Raw genomic sequence first — 20,011 nt, 5'->3', positions numbered from 1 at the left:
GATGCTCGACCTCGAACGCTTCCTGCCCTACCGCCTGTCCGTGTTGTCGAACCGCATCAGCGCCGACATCGCACAGCTTTATGAGACCCGCTACGGCATGGCCATCCCGGAGTGGCGGGTGATCGCCGTGCTGGCCAAGCGCCCGGGCCTCTCGGCCACGGAAGTGGCCCAACGCACCGCCATGGACAAGGTGGCCGTCAGCCGTGCGGTCTCCTCCCTGCTCGACGCCGGCCGCATCCAGCGCGACATCGACGGCGACGACCGCCGCAAGAGCGTGCTCCGCCTGACCGACGCCGGCAAGGCCGTCTACGAGGACATCGCCCCGCAGGCCCTGGCCTACGAACAGCGCCTGCTCGGCGCCCTCCGCACGGACGAGCGTCAGGCCCTGGACCGCCTGCTGGCGAGGATGGAACAGCTCACCGCCGAAGCGGACCGCGCCGAGCGTGCCGCCCGCGCCGCCCGCGCCGCCGCCAACGCCGCGGCGTCGATGCCCTGATCGGCACCACGCGCCTGGCCCGTCGCCCGCCGCGACGAGGCCCCGGAAACGAAACGGCCCGGATCGCTCCGGGCCGTTTGCATTCCAGCGGATGTCGCGGCGCTTACTTCACACCGTGCATCAGCTTCTGGATCAGCGGAGCGAGCAGGAAGAGCGAGACGCCGCCGATCACCAGCGCCCAGAACCCGAAGGTGTAGCCCGACAGCGCCGAGGCCGCGGTCATGCCGCCTTCGCCCGACACGTGACCGGCGAAGATGCCCGACAGGTTGTTGCCGATGCCGGTGGAGAGGAACCAGCCGCCCATGCCGAAGCCAACGAGGCGCAGCGGAGCCAGCTTGGTCACCATCGACAGGCCAATCGGCGACAGGCAGAGCTCACCGATCGACTGGATCCAGTACACCGCGAACAGGGTCCAGAACGGGATCTTCATCGTCTCCGGGTCGACCATGCTGCCCAGCGCGATCATCAGCAGCAGGAAGGCGAGGCCGTTGAAGATGATGCCGAGGCCGAACTTGCGCGGAATCGAGGGGTTCCACGAACCCATCTTCACCCAGCCCCAGGCGATGAGCGGCGCCAGCACGATGATGGCCACCGAGTTCACCGACTGGAACCACGCCGTCGGGAAGGTCATGAAGCCGAGGTCGCGGTTGACGATCTGGTCGGCGAGGAAGGTGAACGAGCTGCCCGCCTGCTCGAAGAACATCCAGAACAGGATGTTGAAGGCGAAGATGATCAGCATGGCGATCACCTTGTCGCGGGCCTGCGCGCCGTTCTTGATGCCTTCGACCAGCAGCATGCCGGCCAAGGCGACGAACATGACGGTGAGGATGATCTGCAGCGTCGCCGCGCCCATGGCGAGCAGGGCGTAGACCACCGGCACCGCGGCGGCGCAGCCGACGAACACGGCGACGATGCGGCCGATGCCGTTGGCGCCTTCCGGCGCCTCGCCCACGCCCTTGAGCTGGGCGCGGCCGAGCCAGAACCAGAACAGCGAGATCACCATGCCGATACCGGCGGCGATGAACACGACCTTGTAGGCCGGCATCGCCTCGGTGCCGAAGATCTTGGCGGCAAGGATCTGGGTCAGGATCGGCGAGATCATCGCGCCGAGGTTGATGCCCATGTAGAAGATGGTGAAGCCCGAATCGCGGCGCTCGTCGGCGGTGGCGTAGATCTTGCCGACGAGGGTCGAGATGATCGGCTTGAACAGGCCGTTGCCGACGACGATGGTGGCGAGACCGAGCTTGAAGACCGTCTCGTTGGGCACGGCGATCATGAACAGGCCGGCGGCCATGAACACGGCGCCGACGAGGATCGAGCGCTGGTAGCCGAGGTACTTGTCGGCCACGAGGCCACCAAAGATGGCTGCCGCGTAGACGAGGGCGAGGTAGGACCCGTAGATCAGGCCGGCCGGCTGCTGGCCTGCCGCATCGCCACCGTGGAACTGCGCCACGATGTACAGCACGAGGGCCCAGCGGATGCCGTAGAACGCGAAGCGCTCCCAGAACTCCGACATGAACAGCATCCACAGCGGCTTCGGGTGCCCGAGCAGCTGGTCGTAGGCGGGCGGCGGCAATGCCGCGGCCGAGGTTGCAGCACCGCTCATGCGGTATCCCCTTGATTCGTCAGGAAAGTGAAGCCCGACGACGCGCGCCGGGGCCGCGACTGTGTACCCTTTGTGAAGGCCAAGGTCAAACCGGGGCCTGCCATGCGCCGTCGCGAAAGGCCCAAAAAAAACGCCCCGCGCGAGGCGGGGCGTCGTCGGACGGGCGGCGTGGGCGGATCAGCCAGCCGGCGTCGGGTACACGTAGCTGGCGCCGGGGCCGAGCGGGAGGCCGAGGCTCCAGTACAGCAGCAGGAAGCCGCTCCAAAGCACGAGGTAGGTGATCGTGAAGGGCAGCATCATCGCGACCACGGTGCCGATGCCAGTGTTCTTGACGTAGCGCTGGCAGAACACGACCACCAGCGGGAAGTACGGCATTAGCGGGGTGATGATGTTCGAGCTCGAGTCACCCACGCGGTAGGCGGCCTGAGTCAGATCCGGCGAGATGCCGAGCTGCATCAGCATGGGCACGAAGATCGGCGCCAGCAGCGTCCACTTGGCGGAAGCCGAGCCGATCACCAGGTTCACACTCGTGGTCAGCAGGATGATGCCGATCATCGTCACGCCAGCCGGCAAGGCCGCGGCCTTCAGCACCTCGGCGCCCTCGAGGGCGAGCAGCACGCCGAGGTTCGACTGGCCGAACGCCGCGATGAACTGGGCGCAGAAGAACACCAGCACGAGGTAGTAGCCCATGCCGGTCATCGCCTTGCTCATGCCAGCGATGACGTCACGGTGCGACTTCACCGTGCCCGCCATGATCCCGTAGATCACGCCGGGCAGCAGGAACAGCACGAAGATCAGCGGCACGATCGACTTCATCAGCGGCGCGTCGGTCGATTCCAGACCGCCGGTGGTGGGCGAGCGCCAGGCCGAGGTCTCGGGCAGGGCCGTCAGCGCCAGCGCCACGAGGCCGATCACCATCGAACCGAGCGCCGCCCACATGGCGGTGCGCTCCTGCGGCGCCAGAGGCTGGAAGGCCTCGATGGCCGAGAGGTCGCCGTCGATGGCGGCCGTGCGCTTCAGGCGCGGCTCGATGACGAGGTCGGTCAGCGCCCAGACCATCGCGATGACGAGGCCGGCCGAGGCGAAGGTGAACCAGAGGTTGTTGGCCGAGCTGACCTGGTGCGCCGGATCGAGGATCTGCGCCGCGGCCATCGTGATGTTGGCCAGCATCGGGTCGAGGCTGGTCGGCAGGAAGAACGTGGCGCTGTAGGCACCAGACACCGAGGCGAAGGCGGCGGCGATGCCGGCCAGCGGGTGGCGCCCGGCGGCGTGGAAGATCACGCCGGCCAGCGGGATCACCAGCACGTAGCCAGCGTCGACGGCGTAGTGCGAGAGGATGGCCACGAAGGCGACCATCGGCGTCATCAGCTGCTTGACGGTGATCGCCATCAGCGCGCGCAGGACGGCGTTGATGAAGCCGGTGTGCTCGGCGATGCCGAGGCCCAGCATCGAGACCAGCACCACGCCCAGCGGCGGGAAGTTCACGAAGGCGTTGACCATGTTCGACAGGAAGCCCACGAGGGCATCGCCGCCGAGCAGGTTGTTGATGACCAGCGGCGCCTGCGTGCGCGGGTCGACCACGTCCCAGGTCACGCCGGACAGGGCCCAGCTCAGGCCGAACACCACCAGCATCAGGAGGATGAACAACAGCGCCGGGTCGGGCAGCTTGTTGCCGACTTTCTCGACGCCGTCGAGGAAACGCATCATGGCGCTACGCGGCGCATCGGGGGCGGGAACAGCCGTGGTCACGTGGAGCTCACCAGAAAGGGAAGAACGCGCGACTAAAGCGGGGCCGATGTCGGTGCTGCGTGAAAACGAGGCTGTCAGGCCGCCCCGAGCGCGGTCCGGACGTCGAACAGTTCCGGGAAGAAGGTCAGGTCCAGGGCCTGCTTCAGGAAGCCCGCCCCCGAGCTGCCGCCGGTACCGGCCTTGAAGCCGATGATCCGCTCGACCGTCTTCAGGTGCCGGAAGCGCCAGAGCTGGAAGTTCACCTCGAGGTCCACCAGCGATTCGCACAGGTGGTAGGCGTCCCAGTGGGTGGTGGTGTCGGCATAGATGCCGACCAGCACGGGCACGAGGTCGGGGCGACGGGCATGCGGCTGCCGCAAATCGCGTGCGAGCAGGTCGGCGGGCACGGCATGGCCGCGGCGGGCGAGGAAGCGCAGCACCTCGTCGTAGAGGCTGGGGGCCTCGTAGACCGCCGCCAGCGCCGCGTGCTCGGTCGGCTCGTGGGCGAACACCGCCAGCATCGCGGCGTTCTTGTTGCCGAGCAGGAATTCGATCATCCGGTACTGCAGCGACTGGAAGCCCGATGACGGCCCGAGGTGCGGGCGGATGCCCGCGTACTCGCTGGGCGTCAGCGTCTCGAGCACGCTCCATTGCTCGACCAATTGCTTCTGCACGTGCTTCACCCGGGCGATGCCCTTCAGCGCGCGGTCCAGCCGGTCGGCACGCAGGTGGCCGATGGCCGCCTGAAGTTCGGCGATCACCAGCTTCATCCACAGCTCGGAGGTCTGGTGCTGGACGATGAAGAGCAACTCATCGTGGTTGTCCGGCGCGCTGCGCGGCTGCTGGGCGGCCAGCAGGACATCCAGCCGGAGGTAGCCGGAGTAGCTCAGGCGATCCCGGAGGTCGGTGGTGATGCCGGCTTCGAGGGCGCGGGTCTCGGACGGGGCGGCGGGGCTGGACACAGAGAGGGGACCGGGAGTGGTGGGGCTGGAACGGCCGCTGATTGTAGGCGCCCCCGGCGAGCGTCAACGGAATGTCATGAAGAACCGTAAACTGCACGAGCCCCGCCCCCCCCCCCCGTAATCCCCCCCGCTGCGGCCCCCCGGGCCGGCCACGCCCACCGCTTTGCCTCGAGATGCCCATGCGCTTCCGCTCCACCCCCGCGAGCCTGCTCGCGATCGCTCTGCTCGCCCCCACCGCCCACGCCCAGGTCAACCTCACCGGGGGCACCTACAGCCAGGACTTCGACACGCTGTCGAACGCGGCGGGAAGCACCACCAACACCGCGCTTCCGGCAGGCTGGCTGCTCAACGAGACCGGTGGCGGCGCCCGCGACAACGAGCAGTACGCGGTGGACACCGGCGCCAGCAACACCGGCGACACCTTCAGCTACGGCGCCGCGGGTGCGACCGAGCGCGCTATCGGCTCGGTCCGCTCCGGCACGCTGGTCGCCAGCTACGGCGCGTGCTTCACGAATGGCACCGGGAGCGCGCTGTCGAGCCTGCAGATCGCCTACACCGGCGAACAGTGGCGCCTTGGCACCGCGGCGCGCACCGATCGCCTCGACTTCCAGTACAGCCTTGACGCGACCTCGCTGACGACGGGTTCCTGGACGGACGTCGACGCCCTCGACTTCACGACGCCGAACACCGCGACGACGGGTGCGAAGGACGGCAATGCCGCCACCAACCGCACCGCGATCAGCGCCAGCATCGGTAGCCTGTCGATCGCGAACGGCGCGAGCTTCTGCATCCGTTGGATCGATGTGGATGCCAGCGGTGCCGACGATGGCCTTGCGATCGACGACTTCTCGATCACCGCCGGCACCCCGACGCCCTCACTGTCGATCAACGACGTGGCGCTCGCCGAGGGCGACAGCGGCACCACCACGGCGACCTTCACCGTCAGCCTCAGCCAGCCGGCCGGCCCGGGCGGCGTGAGCTTCGACATCGGCACGGGCGACGGCACGGCGACGGCCGGCAGCGACTACGTCGCGCTGGCGCTGACTGGCCAGTCGATCGCCGCCGGCGACAGCAGCGCCACGTTCGCAGTGACGATCAACGGCGACGGCACCGTCGAGACGAACGAGACGTTCTTCGTCAACGTCACCAACGTCACAGGAGCCAACGTCGGCGACGCACAAGGCCTTGGCACGATCAGCAACGACGACGCCGCGGCCTCGCCCGACCTCACGATCGCCGATGTCAGCCTCTTCGAGGGAAACAGCGGCACCAGCACGGCGCGCTTCACGGTCAGCCTCGCGACCCCTGCCCCGGCCGGCGGCGTCAGCTTCGACATCGCCACGGCGGACGGCACGGCAACGGCCGGAAGCGATTACGTCGCTGGCGCGCTGACCGCGCAGACGATCCCGGCAGGCAGCGCCAGCTTCGATTTCGACGTCACGATCAACGGCGACAGCGACCTCGAGGCGGACGAGACGTTCACCGTCGCCGTCTCCAACGTGACCGGCGCCACCGTTCTGGACGGCAGCGCCACCGGCACCGTCCGCAACGATGACGTCGCGCTCACGGCGATCCATGCCATCCAGGGCGCTGCGGCCCAGTCGCCGCTGGTCGGCACGGACGTCACGGTCGAAGGCATCGTCACTGCGCGCAAGTTCAACAACGGCTTTTTCCTGCAGACCGCGGACGGTGAAGCGGACGCGGACCCTTCGACCTCGCAGGGCATCTTCGTGTTCACCTCCAGCGCACCGCCGGCCGCGGCCGCGGTGGGCAACCGGGTCCGGGTCTTCGGCCGGGTCACCGAGTTCGCCTTCAGCGACACGACGGTGAGCCAGTTGCCCATCACCCAGCTCGCCAGCGCCACCGGCGTGACGCTGACGGTGACGCAGATCAGCACCGGCAACGCCCTGCCGACGCCGGTCGACCTGCAGGCCGCCGACCTCGCCCCGGGCAATGCCCGCGACGCCATGGAGCGCTATGAGGGCATGCGTGTGCGCGCGCCGTCGCTGGTGACGGTGGCCCCCACGAATGCCAACATCAGTGAGCCGAACGCCACGGCCACGACCGGCAATGGCGCGTTCTTCGCCACCTTGGCCGGCGTGCCGCGGCCGCTGCGCGAGCCGGGCCTCGACCCGGACGAGATCGTCGCCCAGTCGGCGCCGGGCTCGATCCCGCGCTTCGACAACAACGCCGAGATGCTCCGCATCGACAGCGACGGCCAGATCGGTGCCTCACGCGTCAGCATCGACGCCGGCATGCCCATCAGCAACCTCGTCGGCGTCATCGACTACGCGTTCGCCTACTACTCGCTGCTGCCGGACGCCGGCCAGCTTGCGGCGGACACCACGCCCGGCATCCCGGCCACGGTACGCGCGCCGACGGCCGTCGCCGCTGCCGGCGCCGAGGAGATCACCGTCGGTGGTTTCAACCTGCTGCGCTTCTTCGACACGGTGAACGACCCGTTGATCGGCGAGCCCGTACTCACCTCGATCGCTCTCGACAAGCGCCTCGGCCACACCGCCGAAGCGATCTGCCGCTACGTGCAACTGCCCGATGTGCTCGGCGTGGTCGAGGTCGAGAACCTCTCCGTCCTGAGCCAGCTGGCCGACCGCATCAATGCATTCGGCACGGCCGGCAGCAACGGCTGCGCCCGCAACCCGCAATACGTCGCCTATCTGGTGGAAGGCAACGACGTCGGCGGCATCGACGTCGGCTACCTGGTCAGCACCCGCGAGGTGCGTCCCGGCCAGCCGCGCGTGGTGGTGTCCGAGGTCACCCAGTTTGGCCTCGCCACGAGCTTTGCCAATCCGAACGGCAGCACCGAACTGCTGAACGACCGGCCGCCGCTGCTGCTCCGCGCGGCGGTGCACAGCGCGGACGGCGCCAGCGAGCCGCTGAGCATCATCATCAACCACATGCGCTCGCTGGGAGGCGCCAACGACACCGCGGCCGGTTCGAATGGCTGGGCCACGGCCGGCGAGCGCGTGCGCGCCAAGCGCGGCGCGCAGGCGCAGTACCTCGCCCAGCTAGTTCACGACCGCCAGGTGGCTGACCCGCAGGAGCGCATCGTCCTGCTCGGCGACTTCAACGTGTTCGAGTTCAACGACGGCCTCGTCGACAGCATGGGCATCATCACCGGTCGCCCTGCTGCGGCCGGCCAAGTCTTGCTGCCGCTCACTAGTGCGGTGACCACGCCCTTGACGGTGATGACCCCACTCTCGCCGCGCGACGAGCAGTACTCGTTCAGCTTCGACGGCAATGCGCAATCGCTCGACCATGCCGTGGTGAACCAGGCGGTGCTCGACCGTCTGCGCGACGTGCGCACCGAACACGCACGCATCAACGCCGACTTCGCCGAGACGCGCTTCGGCACCGGCCCGCTGCGCACCTCGGACCACGACCCCGTGGTGCTGTACCTGCGCGTGCCGGGCTTCCGCGCCATCGACCTCGGCGTGGACGCCGCGCCCACCGCGGCCAGCGTGGCCGCCGGCACTGCCCTTGGCTTCACCGTCGACGTCGCCAACGTGTCGGCCTCTGCCAGCGACGGCGTTCGCGTGCGCCTCGTGCTCGATCGCGCGCTCCCCGGCGCGACCGCCACTGGCCCCGCCGGATGGACCTGCGGTGCGGCGACCGTCGGCGCATCGACGACCGAGATCGTCTGCGCGGCCAGCACGCTGGCCGCCAACGCGACGGCACGTCTCACGCTGGGCGCCCCGACCAGCGGCTCGGCCGCGGTCGGCGCTGTTACCCTCACCGCGTCGGTGTCCGGCGTGAATCGCGACCCGGAGACCGTCAACGACGCCGACACCGCGGCCACCACCGTGACCAGCACGGGCAACGCCACGCCGGTCGCGCGCGACGACGGGTACAGCCTGCCGATGGGCGGCGTGCTCGATGCCGCCGCGCCGGGCCTGCTTGGCAACGACACCGATGCCGACGGCGAGGCCTTGTCGGCCGCGCTCCTCGCGCCGCCGTCCAGTGGCACCGCCACGCTTTCCGCCAACGGCGCCTTGCGCTACGTGCCGACGCCGGGGTTCGTCGGCGACGACGCGTTCACCTATCGTGCCTGCGATCCCAGCAATGCCTGCGCGACGGCCACCGTTCGCCTGCAGGTGCTGCCGCCGCCGGTGATGCTGCGGGTCCGTGACGACCGCTTCGTGATCCCTGAAAACGCCGGCGATACGCGCCTCGACGTGCTCGCCAACGACCGCATCGATCCGCTGCGCCGCGCCGCCGGGCGTTTCGAGATCACCCGCCTGCCCGCCTTCGGCACCGCCAGCCTGGACACCGGCGGCACGACGCTCGATCCGACCGACGACCGCATCGTCTACCGGCCGGCCGCCGACCGCAGTGGCATCGACCGCCTGGCCTACCGACTGTGCGAGGGTGCGGGCGGCAGCGCTTGCGCCGACGGCGAGGTCCAGATCGTCGTCCGTCCGGTGGTCGATGTGCGCACGCGACTGCGCATCGAGGGCGACGGCGGCTTCCGCGACATCACCGTCGACACCTACCGGGCCACCCGCGACGCCGCGCTCGCCGCGTCGCCGCTGGTCGCTCCTCGGGTGGACGAGCGTCCGCTCTCTGCCGACGCGACGCCGGACGAGCCGTGGGACGCCGGTGGCCGTGTGGTGCTGACCGGCGAACTGCCTGCTGGCGCCGCATGGCGTGTGCTGGTCGATGCCTCGAGCCTGTCCTCCGGCGACGTGGATCTGCTGGTCGGCGTGGATGCCGATGGGGATGGCCAGCCGTCGCGTGCGGAACGCCAGTGCACCGCCGCCGTCGGTGGCTCGGTCGAGCGCTGCGAACTGCAGGTGCCGGCCTCGCCGACCGCGGTGCGCTACTGGGTGCTGGCCCATGCGGCGGACGGCGCGGCACAGGCCGTGCGTATCGAGCGCTTCGAAGTGCCGCTGGTGGTGACCGACGGCAGCCTCGTGGCTACCGGTCCCGCCACCATGGCGCGTCGCACCGCGTGGCCGATGCGGCTCGCGTGGCGCGACCCCACCCTGCTCGACGGCGAGAGCCGCGTCGGCTACGTGTCGATCGCACCGGATCGCGAATCGGCGCCGGAGTGGCTGCCGGTGCGCCTCGACCGCGACGGCGGTCGTCCGGCCCCGGTCGCCCTGGTTCCGGACGTCCGGACGACGTTGCGCGTCGCGGGCGGCGGACGCCTCGACCGGGTGTTCGTCGATGTGCCGGCCGGCCAAAGCCGACTGACGCTCCGCGTCGAGGCCGAGGCCGAGCTCTCCGTCGGCCTGGTGCGCGGCCCCGGAGCCGAGTCCGGTGCGGCATCGCCGGCGATCGGCGCGGCGATCGAACCCTCCCTCGCCTTCGACCTTGGCGCAGGCACGTCGCGCGACCTCGTCGCCGAGACACCGGCCGCGGGGCGCTGGTTCCTGGTGGTGCGCAACCCCGGATCGCGAGCGGCGACCCTACGCGTGACGCCGCGCCTCGAAGGCACGGCGCCGGTGGTTCGCCCGGGCAGCTACTACAACCCCTCGCGCAGCGGCCATGGCCTGTTCGTGTATCCGGCTGGCGGCGACTGGGCCGGCCTCTGGTTCACTTATGGCGAGGACGGAAAGCCGACGTGGTACTACCTGCAGGGCGCCGCGCCGGGCGGCAACGGGGTCTGGCAGGCCCGCCTGTACCGCAGCCGATGGAACGGCACGTCGAACACCCTGACCGAGGTGGGCCGCGTGCAGTTGGCGCCGACGGCCAATGACGCGTTCGTGTTCACGCACACGCTGGACGGCGAGACCGCCAGCGAGCCGTTCGCGAGCTTCGGCCGCGGCTGCCCGTCGATCGCGGGAAGCCCCGTGGACGCCAGCGGCCTGTGGTTCAACCCCGCGCGTGCTGGCAGCGGCTATGCGATCCAGCTGTTCCCCAACTACGAGTTCCATGCCGTGTTCGGCTACGACGATGCCGGCGTGGCCCGCTTCGCCGTGGCCGAGCGCAGCGGCTTCGGTGGAACGGACGCCATTCTGGACCTTGCCCAGCTCGACGGCTTCTGCCCGGGCTGCGCCAAGACCACGGCGACCACGCGGACCGGCATCGGCACGCTGCGCCGCACGTTCACGGGCGGGACCCTGTCCCGAGTTCGCGTCGATGCGGCTTGGCTCGCGGGCATTCAGGGCGGCTGGCGGGTCGATGACCCGGTGCAGCGCCTCGGTGGCTCGCAGGGCTGCAGCGCGCCCTGACGCGTCGCAACATCCTCGGGGGATCGGAAGGGCCGGCATTGCCGGCCCTTTCTTCATGCGCGATCGGCCCACGCCGCTTGCCCGGCCGGCGTTCACCCTGCTATGAAGCCCGCGGGTCTTCACGGCGAGGTGGGTGCGTGCGCACGGCAGCGACGTTCGAGATCGACTACGTCCAGTTCCTCGGCGAAGACGGGCGCCTCCTGCGCGAGGACTTGCCCGAGTTCGCGAAGGACCCGAAGGCGCTGGTCGCGCTGTTCAAGCAGATGCTGCTGGTGCGCGCCTTCGACACCAAGGCGGTCGCGCTGCAGCGCACCGGAAAGCTGGGCACCTACGCCAGCTGCCTCGGCCACGAGGCCACGCACATCGGCATCGGCAGCGCGATGCAGCTCGACGACGTGCTGGCGCCCAGCTACCGCGAGTACGGCGCGCAGTTCGTCCGCGGGGTGAAGCCGCGCGAAGTGCTGATGTACTGGGGCGGCGACGAGCGCGGCAACCACTTCTCCGGCCCCGCGCACGACTACCCGTGGTGCGTTCCGATCGGCACCCAGTGCCTGCATGCGGCCGGTGCGGCGCTCGCCTTCAAGCTGCGCGACGAGCCCCGCGTGGCCGTGGCCTGCGTCGGCGATGGCGGCAGCTCCAAGACCGACACCTACGCCGCCATCAATTCGGCCGGCGCCTATGGCCTGCCCTTCGTGCTGTGCATCATCAACAACCAGTGGGCGATCTCGGTGCCGCGAAAGGCGCAGACGGGCGCACGCACGCTGGCGCAGAAGGGATTGGCCGGCGGCCTCGACTGCGTGCAGGTCGACGGCAACGACCTGATCGCCGTGCGCGCCGCGATGGACCACGCGCTGAAGCGCGCGCGGACGGGCCACGGCGGCAGCGTGATCGAGCTGGTCACCTATCGCCTCGCCGACCACACCACCGCCGACGACGCCCGCCGCTACCGCCCCGACGAGGAAGTGAAAGCGGCCTGGACCCGCGAACCGCTGGTGCGCCTGCGCACCTATCTCACGTCACTCGGGGTGTGGAGCGAGGCCGAAGAGCTGGCGTGGCGCGAGGTGTGCAACGCCCGCGTCGACGAGGAGGTGAACGCCTACCTCGCCGTGCCGCCGCCGCCCGTCACCGACATGTTCGACCACCTCTACGAGACGCTGCCGCTCGACCTCGCCGCCCAGCGCGAGGACGCCATCGACTGGGAGAGCCGCCGATGAGCGCCGAAACGACCACGCCCACGATCACCCTGATCGAAGCGATCACGCAGGCGCTGGCCTACGAGATGACGAACGACCCGAGCGTCCTCGTTCTTGGCGAGGACGTCGGCGTGAACGGCGGGGTGTTCCGCGCCACCGCCGGCCTGCAGATGCGCTTCGGCATGGATCGCGTGCTCGACACGCCGCTCGACGAAACGACGATCGCCGGCCTCACCGTCGGCCTCGCCACGCAGGGCATGAAGCCGGTGGCCGAAGTGCAGTTCGACGGCTTCGTCTACCCGATGCTCGACCACCTGATCTGCCACGCGGCGCGCTTCCGCAACCGCACGCGTGGCCGCCTCACCTGCCCGATGGTGCTGCGCGTGCCCTGGGGCGGCGGCATCCGCGCGCCCGAGCATCACTCGGAAGCGAACGAGGCGATGTTCACCAATGTGCCCGGCCTGCGCGTGGTGATGCCCTCCTCACCGCAGCGCGCCTACGGGCTGCTGCTCGCCGCCATCCGCGACCCGGACCCGGTGGTCTACATGGAGCCGAAGCGCATCTACCGCCAGTACAAGGAGGAGGTGCCCGACGACGGCGAGGCCCTACCGCTCGACGTCTGCTTCGTGCTGCGCGACGGCACCGACGTGACCCTCGTCACCTGGGGCGCGCAGGTGAAGGAATGCCTCGAAGCCGCGGAGAAACTCGCCGCGGACGGCATCAGCGCCGAGGTCATCGACGTCGCCACGCTCAAGCCGCTCGATTTCGACACCATCCACGAATCGGTGCGGAAGACCGGTCGCTGCGTGATCGTCCACGAGGCCTGCCGCACCGCCGGCTTCGGCGCGGAGATCGCCGCGCGGCTCGCCGAGCACGCGATGTACGACCTCGTCGCGCCGGTCGAGCGCGTCACCGGCTACGACGTGCCGATCCCGCTGTTCCGCCTCGAGATGAAGTACCTGCCCTCGGTCGAGAAGATCGTGGCCGCCGCGAAGCGCACGCTCGCCGTCTCCTGACCCAGGACGCCCAACGCATGAGCACCACGCAGCTGTTCCTGTTGCCCGACCTCGGCGAGGGGCTGCCCGACGCCGAGATCGTCGAGTGGCATGTCGCTGTCGGCCAAGTCGTCCGCCTCGATGATCCGCTGGTGTCGATGGAGACGGCGAAGGCCGTCGTCGACGTGCCGGCGCCCTGCTCCGGCACCCTGCTGCGCGTGGCCGGCAAGGCCGGCGATGTCATCACCACCGGCGCGTGGCTGGCCGAATTCGAACTCGATCCGAACCTGCCGCAGCGCGCCGCAGGCCACGACACCGGGCACGCGCATGGCGCGGGCCACGCGCCAGCGCCGACCGCTCCGGCAACGGCAACCGCCGCGGTGGCGACGTCGGTGACCGTCATGCCGCCGATGCCTTCGCTCTCCGCCTCGGACCTGTCGAACGACCTGCCGGAAGGCGTGACGCCCGCCTTCGGTGGCGGCTTCAAGAACGCGACACCGGCGCTGGCCGCACCCGCGCCGACACCCGCGGTCGTGCAGGCCCAGCGCGAAGACGCCGGCACCGTCGTCGGTGCTATGCAGGTGTCGAGCGAAGTCCGCCGCGAAGCAGCGGTCGCGGTTGGTGGCATCAAGGCCGTGCCCGCGGTTCGCGCGCTGGCGAAGAAGCTCGGCGTCGATCTCGCGCGCATCACGCCGACCGGCGCCGAAGGCGTGGTAACCCTCGCCGACGTGAAGCGCGCCGCCGAACGCGGCGAAGCCCGCCTCGGCGAATCGCCCACCCCATCGGCGCTGCGCGCGCCGGCACCCTCGATCGCGGCACCCGTGGCCGATGTCCAGCCACCGGTTGCAGCCATGCCTCCTCGCCCCGAGCGCTCGGTCGACGCCGGTTTCGATACCGATGCGCCGATCCGCGGCGTGCGCCGCAACATGGTGCGCAGCATGGCCGCCGCGCATGCGGAAGTCGTGCCCACCACGCTGATGGACGACGCCGATCTGCACGCGTGGTCGCCGGGCGAGGACATCACCGTCCGCCTGATCCGCTCGCTGGTCGTCGCCAGTGCGGCCGAGCCGGCGATGAACGCCTGGCTCAACGCGAAGGAAGGCACGCTGCGCCGGCATGCGCGCGTCGATGTCGGCATCGCCATCGACCACGCCGACGGCCTGTTCGTGGCCAACCTGCGCGGCGCCGACCGGATGGACGCCAGCGCGATGCGCGCCGGCATCTCGCGCCTGCGCGATGGCCTCAAGGACCGCTCGCTGCCGGCCGAAGAGCTTTCCGGCTACACGATCATGCTGAGTAACTTCGGCAAGTTCGCCGGCAAGTACGCCACGCCCGTCGTCGTACCCCCCTGCGTGTGCATCGTCGCGGCGGGCCGGCTCTACCACGGCGTGGTGCCGGTGCTCGGCGGCATCGAGACGCATCGACTGATGCCGCTCTCGCTCACCTTCGACCACCGCGCCGCCACCGGCGGCGAGGCGGCGCGTTTCCTCAAGGCGATGATCGACGACCTGCAGAGGGCGCGGTGAGGCGCCCGCCGCAGTAAGCGTTTACCCGACCGCCGCCGCCAGTCGCCCGAACGGCACCGCCGAACGGCGCTGCTCGACAGTGCGCTTGCGCTGCTTGATCAAGCGCTTCAGCAACTTGTGCAGCGCGCCGTCGATGGCGGGGCCGAAGCCCTCGCTGCGCGCCTTCACCACGACGAGCCGGCCATCGTGAAGCTTGGCCTGCACCTGGCACTGGCGGTCGATGCCGCCCTTCGGGCCATTGAGGTCGGCGAGCGAAACGACGAGGTCCGAGATCAGGTGGGCGATGCGGCTGAGATGCCGCTCCGCGCGGCGCTGCAAGGCGTCGAGCGTGTCGGTGCCGTGGATGTCGCGATGGCTGAGCAGGGCGATGTGCATCGTTCGTTCCTCCGCGGTTGGGCAACGACAGAGTGCCGCGGCGGGCGGGAGGTTCCCGCGCCGCGCGCGTTGTTCAGCGAACCTTGACGATGCTGAAGCGGCTCAGCCCTTCACAGGGCACGTGTTGAGCCCGAGCAGCGGGTAGAGCGGACAGAAGCCGATGGCGGAGGTCGCCAGTGGAATCACGCCGACCCACGCCCACACCGGCCCGCCGAAAGTGGCCCACGCCAACAACCCCACGCCTGCCGTCGCGCGCAGGATCCGATCGATACCGCCAACATTCGCTTTCATGGCACAGCCTCCTGGGCTGGTGGGCGAGTCCCGGGACGGGACACCGGCACACTCTGTGCCCGTCAGGTGCTTGGCGGCATGACGCCGGTCAAATCGGCCTCAGGAGCCCGATGAAACCGCCGCCGAAGCGCGACGCCGCCAGAACCACGCCGCCACGAGAACGAGCAGGAAGCCCTTGTAGGCGATCAGCGACGCGACGATCTCGCGGATGATCGGATGGTGCCCGGCGGGCTCGACCTGCAGGCCGAGACCCATGCCCGCGACGGACAGCGCGACGGCGCCGGCCAGCGCCGCGATGTCGAAACCGCGAGCCGTGGCGAAGCGGGTGGGTGCGGTGCGCCAGTAGATCCAGCCGAGTACGGCGAACCACGGCGCGAGAAGGAGGACAGCGAGGAGGTTCATGCGCGCAGTGTGGAGAACGCGATGTTCAGGCCGCGTCCTCGGCGAAGGCCGCCAGCGAATCGATCACCTCGGCCAGTTCGATGCCGTCCTCCAAGCGCCCGACGACGGCGCCCGCGAGATGCAGGCCCTTCTCCGCCTCGTGCACCAGGGCCGCGCCCTCGGCCTTCAGCCGCGCGATCAGCTGTCCGGCGTCCTTCGGCGAGGCATGGCCCTCGCTCTGCACCAGCACGCGGCCATCCGCGTGGACGAGCTTGAAGTAAAGGCGGCCGTCGCTCTCGCGGTACTGCTTGAAGCTCGGCTGCGCAGCCTTCGCCACCTTGGCCTTGGGCATCTCGGCCATGGCCGCCGTCAGCGGCCGCAGGCCGACCGCCGCGCGCAGCTCGCGCAGCAGCGGCGTGGCGGTGGCGCGGGCCTTCGCCGCTCCGGCCTGCAGCGTGGCTTCGATCTCCGCAGGCTTCGCCATCAGCGCCTCGTAGCGCTCGCGCATCGGTGCGAAGTGGCCGTCCAGCAGTTCGAACAATGCCTGCTTGGCCTCGCCCCACGCCAAGCCGCCGCGCAGGGCGGCGTGCATCTCCGCCGCCTGCGCCTCGGTGGCGAAGGCGCGGTACAGCGTGAACAGATGGCTGTTGTCCGGGTCCTTCGCTTCGCCCGGCGCACGCGAGTCGGTGACGATGGACGCGATCAGCTTCTTCAGCTGCGCCGGCGGCGCGAACAGCGGGATGGTGTTGTCGTAGCTCTTGCTCATCTTCCGGCCGTCGAGGCCGGGCAGCGTGGCCACCTGTTCCTCGATCACCGCTTCGGGCAGCACGAGGTGCTCGCCGAAGGTGTGGTTGAAGCGCGCCGCGAAATCGCGCGCCATCTCGATGTGCTGGATCTGGTCGCGGCCCACCGGCACCTTGTGCGCCTTGAAGGCGAGGATGTCGGCGGCCATCAGCACCGGGTACATGTACAGCCCCGCCGTCACGCCGGCGTCGGCGTCCTCGCCCTGAGCGGTGTTCGCGTCCACCGCCGCCTTGTAGGCGTGCGCGCGGTTCAGCAGGCCCTTGCCGGCCACGCAGGTCAGGAACCAGGTGAGCTCCGGGATCTCCGGGATGTCCGACTGCCGGTAGAACCAGACCTTGTCCGGATCGAGCCCGCAGGCCAGCCAAGTCGCGGCGATCTCCAGCGTCGAGCGCTGCACGCGCGCCGGGTCCTGCACCTTGATCAGGGCGTGGTAGTCGGCGAGGAAGTAGAAGCTCTCGGTTCCGGGCTGGCGGCTGGCGGCCACCGCCGGGCGGATGGCGCCGGCGTAGTTGCCGAGGTGCGGGGTGCCGGACGTGGTGATGCCGGTGAGGATGCGGACGGGAGCGGTCATGCCGCGATTTTAGCCTGCGGCCGGGCCGGGCCCGTGCGGCGATGCCCCGATCGCCAACCCCGTTCGATGCCTCAGCGCGTTCCAAGGCTCCGAACCCCACGGAGAACCGCGATGCCCACCCTGCCCCGCACCCTCGCCGCCGTCGCGCTGCTGATGGCCACCCAGACCGCCTGCGCCCATCCGCGCCCCACGACGCCCGAGGCAGCGCGACTGGTGCGGATTGAGGTCATCGATCGCGACACCGGCGGCGTCCTGCCGCAGCACCGGCATCGCCGGGAAGCCTGGGTGGCCGGCGAGGACGGCCAGCCCTACACCCTGCGGCTCACCAATCTCGGCAGCACGCGCGTGCTCGTCGTGCTGAGCGTCGATGGCGTCAACGTGGTGACGGGCGAGTCGGCCGATCCGGCGCAGTCCGGCTACGTGCTCGCGCCCTATGCGAGCGCCGAGATCGACGGCTGGCGGAAGTCGATGCAGGAGGTCGCGGCCTTCCGATTCAGCCACGCCGGCGACAGCTACGCGGCGCGCACCGGGCGGCCCTTCGACCTCGGCGTGATCGGTGCGGCGGTGTTCCGCGAGGCGAGGGCCGAGGAACCGTGGCCGATGCCCGCCCCGCCGATCGCCGAACGCCAACGCGCCCAAGCGGCTCCCGCCGCCGAAGCGCTGGCCGATGCCGCTGCCGGCGCGCCTTCACCGATCTCCCCACTCGGCACGGCGCACGGCGAGCGGCGCTGGTCACCCAGCGCGCGGACGCGATTCGAACGAGCGAGCGCCCGGGCCGATGAACTCATCGCCCTTCGCTACGACCGCCACGAGGCGCTGGTGGCACGCGGCGTCATCCGATTCGAGCGGCAGCCGTGGCTGGCCCGCAAGCCGCGGGCCTTTCCGGGCGGTTTCGTGCCGGACCCGTGAGCCGGCCTCAGTTCTTGGCTTCCTCGGCTTCGCGGGTGACCACCTCGCCGGCCTTCTTCACGTCCTTGCCGATCCCGGAGATCGTGTTGCAGGCAGTGAGGGCCAAGAGGGCCAGGGCGGCGACGGTGAACAGGCGGATCTTCATGGCAGGAGTCCTTGTGACGGTGGTCGAAGTCTAGCCTCGGGGCGGGTGAAGGCGGAGGGGCGGACGGGGCACGTCCCCCCGACTCAATCGCGCATCAGGGTGGACTTGCCGAACAGGCTCTCGACGAGGTCCACCGCGAGTCGCGCGGTCTTGTTCTGCTTGTCGAAGGCGGGGTTCAGCTCGACGATGTCGAGCGAACCCATCCGGCCCGTGTCGGCGATCATCTCCATGACCAGTTGGGCCTCGCGGTAGTTCGGGCCGCCCGGCACCGTGGTGCCGACACCCGGAGCGATGCCCGGGTCGAGGAAGTCGACATCGAAGCTCACGTGCACGTGGGTGTCGGCATCGATGCCGGCCAGCGCCTCGTCCATGGCGCGCTTCATGCCGACCTCGTCGATGTAGCGCATGTCGTAGATGTCGAGGCCGTATTCCTTCACCAGTTTCTTCTCGCCCTCGTCGACGGAGCGGATGCCGATCTGGCGCACGACATCGGGCGTGATCGCCGGCGCGCTGCCGCCAAGGTGCGTGAGCTCCTTCGGGCCGAGGCCGCAGAGGCAGGCCACCGGCATGCCGTGGACGTTGCCGGAGGGCGTGACCTCGGAGGTGTTGAAGTCGGCATGCGCGTCGAGCCAGATCACGCGCAGCTTCTTGCCCACGCGCCGGCACCAGCGCGCGACCGCGGTGATGCTGCCGAGGCCGAGGCAGTGGTCACCCCCCAAAAGCACCGGCAGGTTGCCCGCGTCGAGCTCGGCCTCCACGGCATGCATCGCGGCCAGGTTCCATTCCACCACCTGCGGCAGGTGGCGGTAGCCGTTCAACGGCGGCAGCCACGGATTCATCGGGCCGGTCAGGTTGCCGCGGTCTTCGACGGTGACGCCGCGCTCGCGCAGGGCCTCGGCAATGCGGGCGACGCGCAGGGCCTCGGGGCCCATCACGGCACCGCGGTGGCCGGCGCCGATGTCGGTGGGTGCGCCAATCAGCGCGACGGTCGGAAAACGACTCATGCTCACTCCTTCGTGCTGCGTCGTCGTTCGGCCGGACGGCGCTTACGGCGGAGGTGGTGCCGACAGTCCGAATCGAACGGACGACCTACCGCTTACAAGGCGGTTGCTCTACCAGCTGAGCTATGCCGGCGCTGGGGCGCGCAGTGTAAACCAGCCCAGCGACACGGCGATCAGAAACAGGGAATCGGACGGGCCTGCCAGTTGCCTGCGCCCAGCGGCGTGCGCCAGTCGTAGTCGGCGGCGACCGCGATCTCGAGCCACCACTGCTGGCGATCCTCGCTGGCGGTCTCCATGACCGCATCGATGCCCAGCGCCTTCACTTCCGCGAGACGGGCCTCGGCGTTCTGCTGCTCGCGGAACAGGCCGAGCGAGACGGTGTTCTCGCCCGGTCCGGCGGTCACGACGTAGTAGTCGCGGATGCCCTGCCCGGCCAGCGCGCGCGCCTTCGCCAAGGCGTCGCGGCGGGTGGCGGCCGCGGGCACGTAAACGCGCCAGCCGCGTGAACTCTGGACCTGCGCTTCGCGGTACTGCAGCTTGCCGACGCTCGCACCCAGCACATCGACCGCTCGGCGCAGGGCCGAGGGCGTGTCGAACGGGCCAACCGAGAGGCAGGCCATGGCGGCGTCCATGCGGGTGGGCGCCACGGCCAGCTCCGCCGAGGCGGGCAGCGAATCAGGTTCGGCTTCGGCCAAAAGGGTGAGGCCCGGTACGCCGGGCTGGATGGCCGGCAGCGCGGCCGCGTGCGACGGCACATGCAGCCCCCACCAGAGGGCCGCCGCGACGTTGAGGCACAGCAGGATGATCAGGGCACCGCGCGAAAGCATGCGCGCA

16 protein-coding genes and 1 tRNA gene are annotated in these 20,011 nt (G+C 70.0%); 6 read left to right on the top strand and 11 right to left on the bottom strand.

The window, feature by feature from the left end; all coding sequences use genetic code 11:
- Nucleotide 1 precedes the first annotated feature (1 nt).
- Nucleotides 2-496, top strand: a complete 495-nt coding sequence (locus tag O9255_RS03145) for a MarR family winged helix-turn-helix transcriptional regulator (RefSeq protein WP_297865381.1) — start codon at nucleotides 2-4, stop codon at nucleotides 494-496.
- 103 nt (nucleotides 497-599) lie between these two features.
- Here O9255_RS03145 and O9255_RS03140 read toward each other — a convergent pair whose 3' ends face one another.
- From O9255_RS03140 to O9255_RS03130, 3 genes are all read right to left on the bottom strand, one after another.
- Nucleotides 600-2,102 (bottom strand): oligopeptide:H+ symporter, encoded by a 1,503-nt coding sequence (locus O9255_RS03140; protein WP_297865380.1) that lies wholly within the window; start codon nucleotides 2,100-2,102, stop codon nucleotides 600-602.
- A gap of 177 nt (nucleotides 2,103-2,279) precedes the next feature.
- Entirely contained in the window at nucleotides 2,280-3,851 is a 1,572-nt protein-coding gene (locus O9255_RS03135) for an AbgT family transporter (RefSeq protein ID WP_297865379.1), read from the bottom strand.
- Nucleotides 3,852-3,925: 74 nt separating this feature from the next.
- A complete protein-coding gene (locus tag O9255_RS03130; RefSeq protein WP_297865378.1) occupies nucleotides 3,926-4,792 on the bottom strand; it encodes a tryptophan 2,3-dioxygenase family protein in 867 nt (288 codons plus the stop codon).
- A gap of 179 nt (nucleotides 4,793-4,971) precedes the next feature.
- On the opposite strand from O9255_RS03130, the gene O9255_RS03125 reads away from it, so the two are divergent.
- The 4 genes from O9255_RS03125 (at nucleotide 4,972) to O9255_RS03110 (ending at nucleotide 14,700) form a co-directional block, all read left to right on the top strand.
- The gene (locus O9255_RS03125) at nucleotides 4,972-10,986 is read left to right on the top strand and encodes an Ig-like domain-containing protein (RefSeq protein ID WP_297865377.1); all 6,015 of its coding nucleotides are present in this window, start codon (nucleotides 4,972-4,974) and stop codon (nucleotides 10,984-10,986) included.
- A gap of 137 nt (nucleotides 10,987-11,123) precedes the next feature.
- On the top strand, nucleotides 11,124-12,200 hold the full coding sequence (gene pdhA / locus O9255_RS03120; protein WP_297865376.1) for a pyruvate dehydrogenase (acetyl-transferring) E1 component subunit alpha: 1,077 nt from the start codon (nucleotides 11,124-11,126) through the stop codon (nucleotides 12,198-12,200).
- Nucleotides 12,197-13,195, top strand: coding sequence for an alpha-ketoacid dehydrogenase subunit beta (locus tag O9255_RS03115; protein WP_297865375.1), 999 nt, complete (start codon nucleotides 12,197-12,199; stop codon nucleotides 13,193-13,195). The genes pdhA and O9255_RS03115 overlap by 4 nt, the downstream gene beginning before the upstream one ends.
- Nucleotides 13,196-13,212: 17 nt before the next feature.
- The gene (locus O9255_RS03110; protein WP_297865374.1) at nucleotides 13,213-14,700 is read left to right on the top strand and encodes a dihydrolipoamide acetyltransferase family protein; all 1,488 of its coding nucleotides are present in this window, start codon (nucleotides 13,213-13,215) and stop codon (nucleotides 14,698-14,700) included.
- A 21-nt stretch (nucleotides 14,701-14,721) separates the two neighbouring features.
- Here the strand turns inward: O9255_RS03110 and O9255_RS03105 are convergent, their stop codons facing one another.
- The 4 genes from O9255_RS03105 to O9255_RS03090 form a co-directional block, all read right to left on the bottom strand.
- The gene (locus tag O9255_RS03105) at nucleotides 14,722-15,075 is read right to left on the bottom strand and encodes an HPF/RaiA family ribosome-associated protein (protein ID WP_297865373.1); all 354 of its coding nucleotides are present in this window, start codon (nucleotides 15,073-15,075) and stop codon (nucleotides 14,722-14,724) included.
- A gap of 102 nt (nucleotides 15,076-15,177) precedes the next feature.
- Complete coding sequence (locus O9255_RS03100; protein ID WP_297865372.1) at nucleotides 15,178-15,366, bottom strand: DUF2892 domain-containing protein; 189 nt, start codon at nucleotides 15,364-15,366, stop codon at nucleotides 15,178-15,180.
- Nucleotides 15,367-15,465: 99 nt separating this feature from the next.
- Nucleotides 15,466-15,768: a hypothetical protein gene (locus tag O9255_RS03095; RefSeq protein ID WP_297865371.1), complete on the bottom strand. Its 303-nt coding sequence runs from the start codon at nucleotides 15,766-15,768 to the stop codon at nucleotides 15,466-15,468.
- Nucleotides 15,769-15,793: 25 nt separating this feature from the next.
- Nucleotides 15,794-17,122 carry a tryptophan--tRNA ligase gene (locus O9255_RS03090; RefSeq protein ID WP_297865370.1) on the bottom strand — a complete coding sequence of 443 codons (1,329 nt, stop codon included), beginning with the start codon at nucleotides 17,120-17,122 and terminating at the stop codon, nucleotides 15,794-15,796.
- Nucleotides 17,123-17,233: 111 nt separating this feature from the next.
- Here O9255_RS03090 and O9255_RS03085 point away from each other — a divergent pair, with 111 nt between their 5' ends.
- Nucleotides 17,234-18,031, top strand: coding sequence for a hypothetical protein (locus tag O9255_RS03085; RefSeq protein ID WP_297865369.1), 798 nt, complete (start codon nucleotides 17,234-17,236; stop codon nucleotides 18,029-18,031).
- A gap of 7 nt (nucleotides 18,032-18,038) precedes the next feature.
- Here O9255_RS03085 and O9255_RS03080 read toward each other — a convergent pair whose 3' ends face one another.
- From O9255_RS03080 to O9255_RS03065, 4 genes are all read right to left on the bottom strand, one after another.
- Nucleotides 18,039-18,176, bottom strand: coding sequence for an entericidin A/B family lipoprotein (locus O9255_RS03080; protein ID WP_297865368.1), 138 nt, complete (start codon nucleotides 18,174-18,176; stop codon nucleotides 18,039-18,041).
- Between the two features lie 83 nt (nucleotides 18,177-18,259).
- Nucleotides 18,260-19,180, bottom strand: coding sequence for an arginase (gene rocF, locus O9255_RS03075; RefSeq protein ID WP_297865367.1), 921 nt, complete (start codon nucleotides 19,178-19,180; stop codon nucleotides 18,260-18,262).
- 54 nt (nucleotides 19,181-19,234) lie between these two features.
- A tRNA-Thr gene (locus tag O9255_RS03070) sits at nucleotides 19,235-19,310 on the bottom strand.
- A gap of 40 nt (nucleotides 19,311-19,350) precedes the next feature.
- Complete coding sequence (locus O9255_RS03065) at nucleotides 19,351-20,004, bottom strand: SPOR domain-containing protein (RefSeq protein WP_297865366.1); 654 nt, start codon at nucleotides 20,002-20,004, stop codon at nucleotides 19,351-19,353.
- Between the last annotated feature and the right edge of the window lie 7 nt (nucleotides 20,005-20,011).

Source organism: Silanimonas sp. (genome assembly GCF_027530345.1).
Lineage (GTDB): Bacteria > Pseudomonadota > Gammaproteobacteria > Xanthomonadales > Xanthomonadaceae > Silanimonas.
The sequence above is the reverse complement of the archived record's forward strand: the minus strand, read 5'-3'. Positions and strand labels throughout refer to the sequence as shown.